Annotated in this window: 14 protein-coding genes; 9 read left to right on the top strand and 5 right to left on the bottom strand. The window is 38.7% G+C overall.

Going from position 1 to position 13,903, the window contains the following annotated elements:
* The first annotated feature begins 37 nt into the window (after nucleotides 1-37).
* The 3 genes from lpdA (at nucleotide 38) to sucD (ending at nucleotide 3,709) form a co-directional block, all read left to right on the top strand.
* A complete protein-coding gene (gene lpdA / locus GJV03_RS00295; RefSeq protein ID WP_004717278.1) occupies nucleotides 38-1,471 on the top strand; it encodes a dihydrolipoyl dehydrogenase in 1,434 nt (477 codons plus the stop codon).
* A gap of 168 nt (nucleotides 1,472-1,639) precedes the next feature.
* Entirely contained in the window at nucleotides 1,640-2,806 is a 1,167-nt protein-coding gene (sucC, locus tag GJV03_RS00290) for an ADP-forming succinate--CoA ligase subunit beta (RefSeq protein WP_004717276.1), read from the top strand.
* Between the two features lie 12 nt (nucleotides 2,807-2,818).
* Nucleotides 2,819-3,709 (top strand): succinate--CoA ligase subunit alpha, encoded by an 891-nt coding sequence (gene sucD, locus GJV03_RS00285; RefSeq protein WP_004717274.1) that lies wholly within the window; start codon nucleotides 2,819-2,821, stop codon nucleotides 3,707-3,709.
* A 154-nt stretch (nucleotides 3,710-3,863) separates the two neighbouring features.
* On the opposite strand, the gene GJV03_RS00280 is transcribed toward sucD, so the two are convergent.
* Nucleotides 3,864-4,625, bottom strand: coding sequence for a 3-oxoacyl-ACP reductase (locus GJV03_RS00280; RefSeq protein WP_004717273.1), 762 nt, complete (start codon nucleotides 4,623-4,625; stop codon nucleotides 3,864-3,866).
* A 515-nt stretch (nucleotides 4,626-5,140) separates the two neighbouring features.
* On the opposite strand from GJV03_RS00280, the gene GJV03_RS00275 reads away from it, so the two are divergent.
* Entirely contained in the window at nucleotides 5,141-5,620 is a 480-nt protein-coding gene (locus GJV03_RS00275) for a hypothetical protein (RefSeq protein ID WP_252720663.1), read from the top strand.
* Nucleotides 5,621-5,758: 138 nt separating this feature from the next.
* Complete coding sequence (locus tag GJV03_RS00270; protein ID WP_004717269.1) at nucleotides 5,759-5,968, top strand: hypothetical protein; 210 nt, start codon at nucleotides 5,759-5,761, stop codon at nucleotides 5,966-5,968.
* 212 nt (nucleotides 5,969-6,180) lie between these two features.
* Here GJV03_RS00270 and rsmD read toward each other — a convergent pair whose 3' ends face one another.
* Together rsmD and mrdA are read right to left on the bottom strand one after the other, a co-directional pair.
* Nucleotides 6,181-6,729 carry a 16S rRNA (guanine(966)-N(2))-methyltransferase RsmD gene (gene rsmD, locus GJV03_RS00265; RefSeq protein WP_035371214.1) on the bottom strand — a complete coding sequence of 183 codons (549 nt, stop codon included), beginning with the start codon at nucleotides 6,727-6,729 and terminating at the stop codon, nucleotides 6,181-6,183.
* 4 nt (nucleotides 6,730-6,733) lie between these two features.
* Complete coding sequence (gene mrdA, locus GJV03_RS00260; protein WP_154129200.1) at nucleotides 6,734-8,803, bottom strand: penicillin-binding protein 2; 2,070 nt, start codon at nucleotides 8,801-8,803, stop codon at nucleotides 6,734-6,736.
* Between the two features lie 347 nt (nucleotides 8,804-9,150).
* Here mrdA and GJV03_RS00255 point away from each other — a divergent pair, with 347 nt between their 5' ends.
* From GJV03_RS00255 to GJV03_RS00240, 4 genes are all read left to right on the top strand, one after another.
* On the top strand, nucleotides 9,151-9,690 hold the full coding sequence (locus GJV03_RS00255) for a hypothetical protein (protein ID WP_004717263.1): 540 nt from the start codon (nucleotides 9,151-9,153) through the stop codon (nucleotides 9,688-9,690).
* A gap of 61 nt (nucleotides 9,691-9,751) precedes the next feature.
* On the top strand, nucleotides 9,752-11,068 hold the full coding sequence (locus GJV03_RS00250) for a hypothetical protein (protein ID WP_004717262.1): 1,317 nt from the start codon (nucleotides 9,752-9,754) through the stop codon (nucleotides 11,066-11,068).
* 83 nt (nucleotides 11,069-11,151) lie between these two features.
* Entirely contained in the window at nucleotides 11,152-11,805 is a 654-nt protein-coding gene (gene adk / locus GJV03_RS00245; RefSeq protein ID WP_004717260.1) for an adenylate kinase, read from the top strand.
* Between the two features lie 90 nt (nucleotides 11,806-11,895).
* On the top strand, nucleotides 11,896-12,114 hold the full coding sequence (locus tag GJV03_RS00240) for a hypothetical protein (RefSeq protein ID WP_004717257.1): 219 nt from the start codon (nucleotides 11,896-11,898) through the stop codon (nucleotides 12,112-12,114).
* 155 nt (nucleotides 12,115-12,269) lie between these two features.
* Here GJV03_RS00240 and nth read toward each other — a convergent pair whose 3' ends face one another.
* Together nth and GJV03_RS00230 are read right to left on the bottom strand one after the other, a co-directional pair.
* Nucleotides 12,270-12,956: an endonuclease III gene (gene nth, locus GJV03_RS00235; protein WP_004717256.1), complete on the bottom strand. Its 687-nt coding sequence runs from the start codon at nucleotides 12,954-12,956 to the stop codon at nucleotides 12,270-12,272.
* Complete coding sequence (locus GJV03_RS00230; RefSeq protein WP_154129199.1) at nucleotides 12,953-13,756, bottom strand: RnfABCDGE type electron transport complex subunit B; 804 nt, start codon at nucleotides 13,754-13,756, stop codon at nucleotides 12,953-12,955. Before GJV03_RS00230 ends, nth begins: the two co-directional genes overlap by 4 nt.
* Nucleotides 13,757-13,903 lie beyond the last annotated feature (147 nt).

The following is a 13,903-nucleotide window of genomic DNA, read 5'->3' as shown; positions in this document are numbered from 1 at the left end:
TTAGAGTGATCCTTTAAACTCGTTTTTGGAGATAAGCATGTCTCAGTTTGATTTAGTGGTAATCGGCGGTGGGCCAGGTGGTTATGAAGCGGCAATTCGTGCTGCTCAACTTGGTTTCAAAGTTGCGTGTATCGAAAAACGTGTACACAAAGGTAAGCCATCTTTAGGTGGTACTTGCTTAAACGTAGGTTGTATTCCTTCTAAAGCACTTTTGGATTCTTCTCATCACTATGAAGACACTCTTCATGGCTTAGATGTTCACGGTATTACAGTTGAAAATGTCCAACTTGATCTTCAAAAGCTTCTTGCTCGTAAAGACAAAGTTGTAGATAACTTAACTGGTGGTGTTGCTCAATTGCTGAAAGGCAACGGTATCGAGTGGTTACAAGGTACGGGTAAATTACTTGCTGGTAAAAAAGTTGAATTCACACCATTAGAAGGTGGTGATGTTCAAGTTTTAGAACCTAAATTCGTAATTCTTGCAACAGGTTCTGTACCTGTAAATATTCCTGTAGCAAAAGTTGATGAAGACCTTATCGTTGATTCAACAGGTGCATTAGAATTCCAAGAAGTGCCTAAACGTTTAGGTGTAATTGGTGCAGGCGTAATTGGACTAGAACTTGGTTCAGTATGGCGTCGTCTTGGCTCTGAAGTTGTTGTGTTTGAAGCATTAGATGCATTCTTACCAATGGCGGATAAAGCGTTGGCAAAAGATTATCAAAAACTTTTAACAAAACAAGGTTTAGATATTCGTATTGGCGCTAAAGTTTCAGGTACTGAAGTGAATGGTCGTGAAGTGACTGTTCAATATAACCAAGCAGGCGAAGATAAAACTCAAACTTTTGATAAATTAATCGTTTGTGTTGGCCGTAAAGCCTATGCAGAAGGTTTATTGGCTGAAGATTCAGGCATTAAATTAACTGAACGTGGTTTGGTTGAAGTGAACGATTGGTGTGCAACGTCTGTTGACGGTGTATATGCAATTGGTGACTTGGTACGTGGTCCAATGCTTGCGCATAAAGCAATGGAAGAAGGTGTAATGGCAGTTGAGCGTATGCATGGTCATGCTGCTCAAGTGAATTATGACACTATTATTTCAGTGATTTATACACACCCTGAAGCTGCGTGGGTAGGATTGACTGAAGAGCAAGCTAAAGAGAAAGGTCACGACGTTAAAACCGGTCAATTCCCATTTGCGGTAAATGGTCGTGCTTTAGCTGCCAATGAATCTGCTGGATTTGTGAAGTTTGTTGCAGATGCAAAAACGGATCGCTTATTGGGTATGCATATCATTGGTCCAGGTGCTTCTGATATTGTTCACCAAGGTATGATTGCACTTGAATTTGTATCTTCAGTTGAAGATTTACAATTGATGACTTTCGGTCACCCAACTTATTCTGAAGTCGTTCATGAAGCAGCGCTTGCTGTTGATGGGCGTGCGATTCACGCGATTCAGCGTAAACGTAAATAACACAAAAAAGAGCGGTTTCGACCGCTCTTTTTACTTTTGATGGTTGTTTTTAATTGAATAATCATCTAAAAATAAAAGAACAAACTTTAATAAATGCCGATAGTTATTGCGATGGAAGTCTAATTATTGGTGTGTCATAACAATGTGAAAAGTAGTAAAAGGTAAAACATGAATCTACATGAGTATCAAGCGAAAACGCTGTTAAAAAAATATGGTATGCCAGTTCAAGAAGGCATTTTAATCACTACGCCCGAAGAAGCATCTGCTGCCTTTGAGCAAATTAGTGGCAAATTCGCTGTGATGAAGGCCCAAGTCCATGCAGGTGGTCGTGGTAAAGCGGGTGGCGTAAAAGTTGTTAAGTCAAAAGAAGAAGCAGCTGAATATGCAAAAAGCCTGTTAGGTACTCGTTTAGTCACGTATCAGACGGATGCCAATGGTCAGCCGGTAAATAGTATCCTTGTTTGTGAAGATGTTTATCCTGTAGAACGTGAATTGTATTTAGGTGCAGTGGTTGACCGTTCTAGTCGTCGTGTGACATTCATGGCGTCTACAGAGGGTGGTGTAGAAATTGAAAAAGTTGCTGAAGAAACACCTGAAAAAATTATTAAAGTCGAAGTAGATCCACTGGTTGGTTTATTGCCATTCCAAGCGCGTGATGTTGGCTTCCAATTAGGTTTAAAAGATAAGCAAATCAGCCAATTTGTAACCATCATGACAGGCGCGTACAAAGCATTTGTTGAAAATGACTTTGCACTATTTGAAATTAACCCACTTTCAGTTCGTGAAAATGGCGAAATCTTATGTGTAGATGCTAAAGTCGGTATTGACTCAAATGCACTTTATCGTTTGCCTGAAATTGCAGCGATGCGTGATAAATCTCAAGAAAATGAGCGTGAGTTAAAAGCATCTGAATTTGACCTTAACTATGTTGCTTTAGAAGGTAATATTGGTTGTATGGTGAATGGTGCTGGTCTTGCGATGGCAACAATGGACATCATCAAACTGTATGGTGGTCAGCCAGCAAACTTCCTTGATGTTGGCGGCGGTGCGACTAAAGATCGCGTAATTGAAGCATTTAAAATTATTCTTTCAGATTCATCTGTACAAGGTGTATTGATCAATATTTTTGGTGGTATCGTACGTTGTGACATGATTGCTGAAGCGATTATTGCAGCGGTTCAAGAAGTAAATGTAACCGTACCTGTAGTTGTTCGTTTAGAAGGGAACAATGCAGAATTAGGTGCTAAATTACTTGATGAATCAGGTCTAAAATTAATTTCTGCGAACGGCTTAGCTGATGCTGCAGAAAAAGTTGTTGCTGCTGTGAAAGCGTAAGGAGTATCAATCATGAGCGTATTAGTTAATAAAGACACAAAAGTATTGGTACAAGGCTTTACAGGTAAGAATGGTACATTCCATTCTGAGCAATCAATTGCATACGGTACAAAAGTAGTTGGTGGGGTAACACCGGGTAAAGGTGGTCAAACTCATATTGGTCTACCTGTTTTCAATACAATGCGTGAAGCAGTAAAAGAAACGGGTGCAAATGCAACATCAATTTATGTACCTGCACCATTTGTACTAGATTCTATTGTTGAAGCAGTCGATTCTGGTATTGAGTTAATCGTGGTGATCACCGAAGGTGTTCCAACCTTAGACATGTTAAAAGCGAAACGTTACCTTGAAACTTATGGTAATAATGCACGTTTAATCGGTCCAAACTGTCCAGGTATTATCACACCGGGCGAATGTAAAATTGGGATTATGCCAGGGCATATTCATCAACCAGGTAAAATCGGGATCATTTCTCGTTCTGGTACATTGACTTATGAAGCAGTTGCGCAAACGACTAAGCTTGGTTTAGGTCAGTCTACTTGTATTGGTATCGGTGGTGACCCAATTCCAGGTATGAACCAAATTGACTGCTTAAAACTTTTCCAAGAAGACCCACAAACAGAAGCAATCATCATGATTGGTGAAATTGGTGGTAGTGCGGAAGAAGAAGCTGCTGAATATATTCAATCTAATGTGACTAAACCTGTTGTTGGTTATATTGCGGGTGTAACAGCACCTAAAGGTAAGCGTATGGGTCACGCAGGAGCGATTATCTCTGGCGGTAAAGGTACTGCTGAAGAGAAGTTTGCTGCATTTGAAAAAGCGGGTATGGCATATACGCGTAGCCCAGCTGAACTTGGTTCAACTATGTTTGATGTCTTAAAAAAGAAAGGCTTGGTTTAATTTAAAGTTTAAATTTTTAAGCTAAAAAATGGGAGCCAATCGGCTCCCATTTTTATTGGTTGAAGAGTATTGGTTGTAGCTTCTTGATTGTTAGCATTTAACCTTGTGATCAAGATAGAAAAACGAGAATTTATATGAGATGGGGGATCTGTGATTAGCCTTTGACTAAACCACCATCCACAATCAAGTTTTGTCCTGTTACAGCGCGTGACCACGGTGATAAAAACATCAGCACGGCATCTGCAAACTGCTCAGGTGTGGTGACTTCTTGTAAGGGCGTAGAAGCAGCGATCAAATCAAACACTTGATCAGGTGTTGCACTACTGGCATCAGTCTTACGTAATAGTCCGCCTGAAAGCATATTTACATTAATGCCATATTGACCTAAATCGTGTGACGTTGTGCGGGTAAAGGCCAAAAGTGCTGCTTTAGCTGCAGTATAATCATGATAAGGAACCACAGGATTCTGCACAAGATTGGTTCCAATATTGATGATTCGACCAAAATGATCTTTTTTCATATCTTCTAGTGCAGCTTGGGTGGTGTTTAAAGCGGCTTTTACTGCACTGTCCAATTGCTGTTGCATACTGTGCCAGCTCAACGTTTCAACTTTTGGACGTAGATCACCATCAAATTTAAATGCCAATAGCGCATTATTAATCACTGAGGTGATTGCATGTCCATAATGCAGTTTTGCCTTTTTAAACATCGTGTTGACTTGATCTGCATCAGTTACATCTGCTTTGTAAATAAAAACCTGTTCGGCATGTTCCTTGGCAAGTTGTTGTGCGGATTCTTCACTATTGAAATAATTTACAACGACTCTTGCGCCTTCACGAATCAAAGCATGGGTAATTGCAAGTCCTAAACCACGTGCGCCACCAGTCACTAGAATAATTTGATCTCGTATTTCCATGTTCAAATCAACTCATTTGATATCAATTTAATTTTAGCACTTTTATCGATGAGACTCTTAGATTGAGAGATGAGTTACAAAGTTTATCAATTGCACATACTCAAGATGAAAAATATAAAAACATCTAGAGAAATTTAAGTATCTTAGTGGATTGATTACATATGAATATTCAAATAATTAAACTTTTTAAATCCTATTGATAAAATGATGGCTCAGAATGATAGTTAATTGGTTTAACATATTGATCATATTATTTATAATTAAAACGAAACGCATTTGATATTGGGTGTGCTTCAGCCATTCTGATCTATATGTAGGCTACAATTAGACTGAACATTTAAGTGACGTATAAACAAACAGAGGAGACAACCATCTTGTTTTATGATTGGTATAACTCCGATAAAAATGATGAATTGATTAGGCAAAACATGCGACCTATTTACCCGCTCAATTTAATGGTCATTTTTATATTTTTTATAAATTCAAATGTTTATGCTTTTGATGATCTGGCACTTATGGCAGAAGAGGCACAAAATCAAATTGTGGAATATCAAGATGAGTTATTAGGACAACCAGATCAATTGCAAGATGAGCAATTATTTAAAATTGAAAATCAAGAAAATAGCCTAAGTGATACTGAAATGAGCACTGAGCGAAAGGATATTTTTTTTGAACAAGACCAATTGCAAAAAAAGCTAGCAGAACAGCATGAGCATAAATTGGCAGATTATTCAATTTTAACCAATAAATTTTATGAAAATGAGCGTATTCGGGTGTTTAATTATACTGCTTACAATGTACAACAATTAAAGACATCATTACTCAACCCTTCAAATGATAATCCTGCATCAAGTGAGCTTTATCTTTCTTTTGGTTATGGTATTGAATTTAAGATCAATGCTTTAAACAAAGTGGGTTATGAGTACATCTCTAGTTTTCCTTATGATCGTGGGCAATTATTGCGTCTGTTTTGGATTAGAACGCTGACCTATTAACCATAAATATTTTATCGATCATTTTTTATTTCCATGAAGAAATCATGGGGGAAATACTACAACTTGAAACATAAGCTTGTTTAGCACTACACATTAACAGACTAACTTAAACAAAATGAGATGAAGAGGTGAGTCATCATGTTAAACAAAGTTATTGTGTTGGGTGTAGTTGCTATTTCATTAACCGGCTGTATTGTTGCACCATTTGATGATGGTCATCGAGGTGGTCATGGTCGTTATGATCAGCGACATGATTCGGATCATCGCTGGGATCAGCGTCGTGATGGTGATCGACATCGTTATGACCGAGATCGCAATGATCGTGACTGGAATTGGAAAGGGCGTTAATTCTTTATCTTAAATATAAAAATGGGCAATGCATGCCCATTTTTTCTATATTGTTGTTTGAAAATATATGAATGAAGTAACTCATATATTTTTTTAAAAACTAATTTATATCTTTGTAGGGTGGCACTGCCGCATTTTACATTGAAAGTTTAAATATATTTGTGTAGGCAATAGCGTATTTTTTGTAGGGCATGCCACACGAGAACAATACCCTATATTATTTTTTTAAATAAACCTGCTTGTACTACACCAGCTTTGGTTTGTTTCTGTAATTGCCATGTTGAGGGTAAATTCAGTTGATTTAAGCCACGATCTGCTTCTACATAAATCAATGCTTGATCAGATAAGTATTGATCAGCTTTTTGAGCCAATTCATCCCATAAATTTAAACTATAGGGTGGATCTAAAAACATTAAATCAAACTGTTCATTTAAATTGGATAAGGCTTGTTGTGCTGTTTGAATTTTCAGCTGACAGTTTTCAGCTTTAAGCAACTGAATATTGTCTTTTAAAAATTTAGCTTGCGTGGCATTGGGTTCAATCATGATCACGTGCCTTGCACCACGTGAAAGTGCTTCAAATCCTAAAGCACCTGAACCAGCACAAAGATCTAAGACTTTGGCATTTTGAATATCCCACATCAGCCAGTTAAACAATGTTTCACGCACTCGATCAGGGGTAGGACGTAAACCATCGATATCAGCAAAAGGAAGAACTCGACGTTTCCATTCTCCACCAATAATACGTAATTGGTTTTTCACTTTATTATTCACTGATATCAGCCTCAGGTACATGTGGGGGAGTGGGTTGTGTCGAAGTCGTACTATGACCTTGAGTTGGTATACGGTTTTGGGTAGCCGTATTGGTCTGCGTATTTGGCTTCGGTTTAGGCAAGGCATTTGGATCTGCTGCAAGAGAAACATCACCACTTGGCAGTTCACCCGGTTTGATGCCAGCTGTCATTAAGCCACCACTGACTTGATGGTTAAGCGGTACAATTGGATTCTTTTTGCGAGTCAGCAACCAGTAATCAAACACAGGACGAGCAATCTTGGCAGCAGAACCACCATGCTTACCATTTTCCCAAATCACCGCAATGGCAATTTCAGGGTTTTCAGCAGGTGCAAAACCAACAAATAAACCGTGGTCTAATTGTCTTGATGTCAGTGCAGCTTCGTTATAGCGCTTGCCTTGGGCAATACTCTTCACCTGTGCTGTACCTGTTTTACCTGCGATTTGGTACATTGGTGTACGGATACCACGACCTGTACCTGTTTGAATAACATCAACCATTGCATCACGCATTTTAATCCAGTCTTCATCTGTACCACTGAAGTTGATTTTTCCTGTCGGGGCATTGAGTACTTCATGCTTTTTCGCCCCTTTAGATTCACGTAATACGTGTGGTGTGACATGTGCACCATGGTTGGCGGTAATTGCTGTTGCCATCGCCAGTTGTAATGGAGTCGCGGTAAACGCACCTTGACCAATACTGACAGAAATGGTTTCACCCTTGAGCCATTTGCTTTTTCGGGTACGCATTTTCCATTCAGGACTTGGATATAAACCTGTACTTTCGCTTGGTAAATCTACCCCTGTCTTTTCACCGAAACCAAATTGGCGCATCCATTCATTCATGCGGTCTATACCCATCTGGTAAGACAAGATATAGAAGTAAGTATCACAAGAAACCACAATGGACTTATGTAAGTTGACTGAGCCATGTCCAGTCTTTTTCCAGTCACGGAATTTATGTGAATCGCCAGGTAAATGGAAATAGCCAGGATCGGAAATTGCAGTTCCCCAATCTACCGTTTTAAAGTGAATACCGCCTAAGCCTTCCATCGGCTTAATGGTAGAGCCAGGAGGGTAAGTTCCTTGGACCGCACGGTTATAGAGTGGTTGATCTAGGTTGTCACGCAAGGCTGTATAATCTGCGTGTCCAATACCTGTTACAAATAAGTTCGGGTTAAAACTTGGGCTTGAAACCAGTGCTAATATTTCACCAGTTCGTGGATCAATTGCGACGATTGCACCACGACGATCTTTAAGTTGTTCTGCTGCAATGGTTTGCAGACCATAATCGAGTGAAAGATATAAATCATTGCCTCGAGTTGACTCTTTACGGCCTAAATGACGTAAGACATTACCATGTGCATCGGCTTCAATCGATTCATAACCAGGAACACCATGTAGTAAATCTTCATAGGATTTTTCTACACCAATTTTCCCGATCAGGTTGGTTCCAGCATAACTATCTTTATCAATTGCTTTGAGTTCTTTATCGTTAATACGACCCACATAGCCAATAACATGGGCAAATAGCTCACCATGTGGATAATAGCGGGTCATTTGTGTTTCGATATCAACACCCGGAAATTGAAACTTGATTTCACTAAAGCGTGCAATATCTTGTTCTGTTAGGTTTAGCTTTAAGGTGACTCGTTCTGTTTTTTTAGAGGCTTTAATCCGGCTATTAAAACGGTCAATATCTTCTTGATTCAGATTTAAAATTGGAATTAAACGCTTAACCGTATCATCTATATCTTCGACATCGGCTTTGCTGAGGGTTGCAGTAAAAACAGGGTAGTTATCTGCCAGTAAAATCCCATTACGATCATAAATATAGCCACGTGCTGGTGCGATAGGCTGTAGTCGAATACGGTTTTTATCTGATGCTTCACTAAATTCTTGGTGATGGAAAATTTGCAGATAAGCATAGCGTGCAACCAGAAGGCACATAAAAAATGAAACAATACCAATCGCAAAAAAGACACGACTACGAAAGATGCGTTTTTCTTGTTGGACATTTTTTAGAGGAAACTGCTGCTTCATACGTCGTCGGCTTTAGTACTTAAAGATGGGTGAATTTAGGGGTCAAACATTTTACCCCAGATTGAGTCTTAAAAATTAAAAAACACAAATAACTCATCAAAATATATTTTAACTCAGTCTCTGCAACAAATTTGTTATGCCGAATGCAGGTCCGTTGACATTTCACCTGAAAAATACGCATCGTTGTAAACATTGATGAATTGTCAACAGAGCCTATATGGATTTGACCTTAGCGACATTAAATTTATAGCGTTTTGTATATGAGTGCCAAAATAATTCTGTTAAAGTCGAGCCTTAAGGATAAATAGATTCGACCTAAGTTAAGATTAGGGATAATGGAGAAAATAATGAAAAAAATCTTTCCCTTATTAATGTTAGTTGCTGTCGGAAATTTCGCGCATGCTGATGTTAAAGATTATTTGCCAGATATGAAGGGAATTTTACCAGAGGCAAAGTTTAAGCCTGAAGATGCTTCTAAATGGAATATTGGTGCGGGTGTAACGCAACAGATGGTCCATGCGAATGGTGAATGGGTAAATCCTTATGGAATTGCGTATACTAAATTAGGTGTTTTTTATAATGGCGACCATGAATTTGCTGGTCAAGTCGGCTATAGAATTCCTGTAGTATTAAATGGTAAAGATAAAAATGGATTCTATGTTGGGGTCTATGGCGGAACACTTAAAAGTAAAAAAGTGGACGGAAGTGATGAAGTCCAATATGGTGGTGGTGCCGATTTATCTTATGTTTTATTGAATAAAGAGCGTATAAGTACATTTAGTGTGGGGATGGGTGCAGGTAGTGAACTTCATAATAAAAATGGAGATATGGTCCTGGAAACTCGTCCACAAATACAATTTGCTTATACCTTAAGTGTCGGGTTCTAAAGTTTTTATGATTTTATCCATATCCTTCGACCGCAAATAGAAATAAATACGAGAGTCATGCATGTTGGAATACGTTAATGGTTTGTGGCACGCTTTTACAGCTCGACCTGATCATCTTGCCATTTTAAGTATCATCCCAGTGACGGCCTTTGTAACGTGGGCACACGTTTGGATGGCACTGAAAATGGTATTTTATCCAATCACGTTTTGGGGATTTCATATTGGTCCCTTACCCGTGGGTTGGCAAGGGATTGTGCCACGCAAAGCTGGGCGAATTTCAGGCATCATCACAGACAATACATTATCCAAACTGGGTTCTTTGCGTGAATTTTTAGATGCAATGGATCCTGAAGATATGGCTCGGATTATCGGTGAACAAGTCGGTTTTGAGCTTGAACATTTGATTGATGAGGTGATGTTAGATCGTAATGCTGTTTTGTGGGAAAACTTACCTTATTCGATTAAACGTCGAATTTATGGTCAAGCGCATAAACAATTGCCGGGTGTCTTAAGAGAACTCGTGACCGAACTGACCATGAACGTCGAGTCACTGGTCAACATGCGGGATATGGTCGTTACTCAAATGGAAGGCGATCGCCGTTTGATGGTTCGTATGTTTTTAAAAGTTGGGCAAAAAGAAATTAACTTTATTTGGCATATTAGTGCTGTAATCGGGAGTTTCTTTGGTATTTTCCAAATGTTTGTTTATGTCTTTGTACCACAACATTGGACGGTACCTTTCTTTGCAGCCGTTTGGGGCTTTTTAACCAACTGGATTGCAATCTGGATGGTTTTCAATCCAGTAGAGCCACATTACGTACGCTATCCACAATTTTTTGAACGTACAAAAGATCGAAAATTTCCATGGATTAAACCTGTTATTCCAAGAATTGGCACTTATAATGTTCAGGGTGCGTTTATGAAACGCCAAGAAGAAGTGTCAGATGTTTTTGCAAGTGTCGTGACTGAAGATTTGATTACGTTAAAATCAATCATGACTGAAATGATGTATGGTCCTAAGAAAGAAAAAACCCGTCGTATTGTAAAGCGTCATATTAACGAAATTATGGAAACTCCATTGGTTCGGACCTCTTTACAATTGTCTTTAGGACTAAAAGAGTATGCAAAACTCAAGACAGACTTGATTGATCGGTCAATTGAAATTACGATGGTGCCTGTTTGCGACCCTGCGTTTAATGCGAGCCGTGCACAGAAAATTTTTCAGATGTTTAAAGAGCGGATTAGAGAGTTAACCCCAAAAGAGTTTCAAAACCTGTTACGTCCTGCATTTCAGGAAGACGAATGGATTTTGATTGTACTTGGTGGTGTGACTGGATTTTTTGCTGGTCTAATACATTTATTTGTGGCTTTCTTATAAATTTGATGCCATTACGATGATAAGTTTTAATTTGTCATGGCAAACGGTATCATACATATTGTTTTAAATGAGGATGTTTTTTTATGCGCATTATATTACTCGGACCACCTGGAGCAGGTAAAGGTACACAAGCTCAGTTGATCTGTAAGCGCTACAATGTCCCACAAATTTCAACCGGTGATATGCTCCGTGCTGCAATTCGTGAAGGTACTGAATTAGGTCTTAAAGCTAAAAGTGTAATGGAATCAGGTGGTTTAGTATCTGATGAGCTTATTATCGGTTTAGTGAAAGAACGTATTGCACAACCTGATTGTGTAAATGGTTGTATTTTCGATGGTTTCCCACGTACGATTCCTCAAGCTGAGGCTTTAGAGAACGAAGGGATTAGCATTGACCATGTAATCGAAATTGAAGTACCAGACGAAGAAATCGTAAAACGTCTTTCTGGTCGTCGTCAGCACCCAGCATCTGGTCGTGTTTATCACACGATTTATAACCCACCGAAAGTGGAAGGTAAAGATGATGAAACTGGTGAAGATCTTGTGCAACGTCCAGATGACGAAGAAGCAACGATTCGTAAGCGTTTAGGCTCTTATCATAATGAAACTGAACAGCTTGTTGGTTTCTATCAAGGACGTGCAGCTTCTGGGGAAAATGCACCGACTTATAATAAATTGAACGGTTTACGTCCAATAGAAGATGTCCAAAAAGATTTATTTGCGATTTTAGATAAATAAGACCGCATTCAAAGCATTTTTTTAAGCTTTGACAATAACAGAGACCTGATTCATATTAGGTCTCTTTTTTTTGCAAGAGTGGCGTAGAGAGTGAAGTTTGTATTAATTGCCTTGGTCATTTTGAGTATATTGCTTCTTTTGGGCTTATTGTATATGAGCTTTAAATTGTTACGCAAAGCACAAAAAGAAGAGCTTCAGCAACGCCGTGAAATGAGAAAATCAGGCAATTACCAAGTGCATCCACAGGTGGCTGAAGAGTGGAAACGGCTTGAAAAGTTAAAGAAAGATTTAGAGAATAAAGAAAAATAACTCAATTCTAACTTTAGAATCATGAGTTTCTATGGAATTGAACTGATGATTTATGAAAAGGGCTTTATAACAAATACCAAAGATTTTTCATTCGTTTTAGTGCAGCTAAAACGAATGAATGTATATAGATAAAGTTAAATTATATTTTAAATTGCTCAGCCGCTTATTTTGTTTTGACCTTCACGTGCAGCACCAAACTCATATTTATCAGGCCAATTACAAACATCTGACACAATACATTCATTGCATTTGGGTTTACGTGCAATACAACAATAGCGGCCATGTAAAATTAACCAATGATGCGAGTCTATAATAAATTCTTTTGGAATCACTTTAATTAAACGATGTTCGACCTCAAGGACATTTTTACCTACTGCCAGTCCAGTACGATTGCCAAGACGGAAGATATGCGTATCTACAGCCATTGTGGGCTGACCAAAGGCGGTATTCAGCACAACATTGGCAGTTTTGCGACCTACACCTGGTAAAGCTTCTAAATCAGCACGATTGTCTGGAACTTGGCTATTGTGCTTCTCAATCAGAATTTTACAGGCTTTAATCACATTTTCAGCTTTGGCATTATATAAACCAATGGTTTTAATATATTGCTTTAAACCGTCTACACCCAATGCATAAATTTGTTCAGGAGTATTGGCGACAGGGAATAACTTATCAGTGGCTTTGTTGACACTTACATCTGTGGCTTGAGCCGATAAGGTAACGGCGACAAGTAACTCAAACGGGTTTGAATAATTGAGTTCTGTTTTAGGATTTGGGCGTTGCTCACGTAATCGTTCAAAGAAAATCTGAATCTGCTTTTTGGTCATATTCTTTACAGTCATGATGCATCCTCTTGCAAAACAGATAACTGTTGAATCAATTCATTTAATTGATGTTGCTTATTTTCATCTGCTCGAACACTCAATTGTTTCTCTAGTTTTTTAATTTGAGTCCGCAGCTTAGCCAATTCAATGGTGGTTTTCGCATCTGTAACAATTGGATTTTTTATTGTGGGCTGATTGATTTCAATTGTAGGTAAAGCCTGACTCTGTTGTGTTATCTGCGCAAAGAGTTCAGTGTCGATTTCTGCACGAACCACAGGACCTTTACGATGCATGCGTTGTTTTTCTTCACGTTGAATATGTGCATAGTAACGACCACGTAAGTCATTTTGTTCTAAAAGACGTTGTTGTTCATTTGGAATAGGCTGAATGTCTTCAACTAAATCAATGCAATCTACTGGACAGGGAGCAATGCATAGTTCACACCCAGTGCATAGATCTGTAAGTACGGTATGCATCAGTTTACCAGAACCAATAATGGCATCTACAGGGCAAGCACTGATGCATTTGGTACAACCAATACATTCATCTTCACGAATAATGGCTTTCATGCGTTGTGGACGGCCATCGCTTTGAATTGGCCAGACACTTGGTTCAGCAATGAGTTTATTACGATTGAGTATATCAGCAAGCGCATCTGCAACTGGTTGCCCACCTGGCACACATTTATTGGCTGCTTCGCCTTTTTCTACAATAGATTTTGCATAAGGTAGACACCCATCACGGTGACCACAGAGTCCACATTGTGTTTGTGGCAAAATGGCATCTATTTGCTGAATGAAGGAAAGCGATGAATTCATGTGAATAAAACTTTAAAGAAAAATGAACAAAGGCTTGGTAAAAGCGAAGAATATTTTGCAATTTTAGCATGTTTTGTAGTGAAAATCTTTGCTCTAATTTGGCGCTAAAAATGCGCTAATTTAGATCAAAATATCGAATATGTTTTT

It is taken from the genome of Acinetobacter sp. RIT698, assembly GCF_009668065.1.
Classification (GTDB): Bacteria; Pseudomonadota; Gammaproteobacteria; order Pseudomonadales; family Moraxellaceae; genus Acinetobacter; species Acinetobacter guillouiae.
Note: the sequence above shows the minus strand (reverse complement) of the source record. Positions and strands in the feature narration are given on the sequence as shown.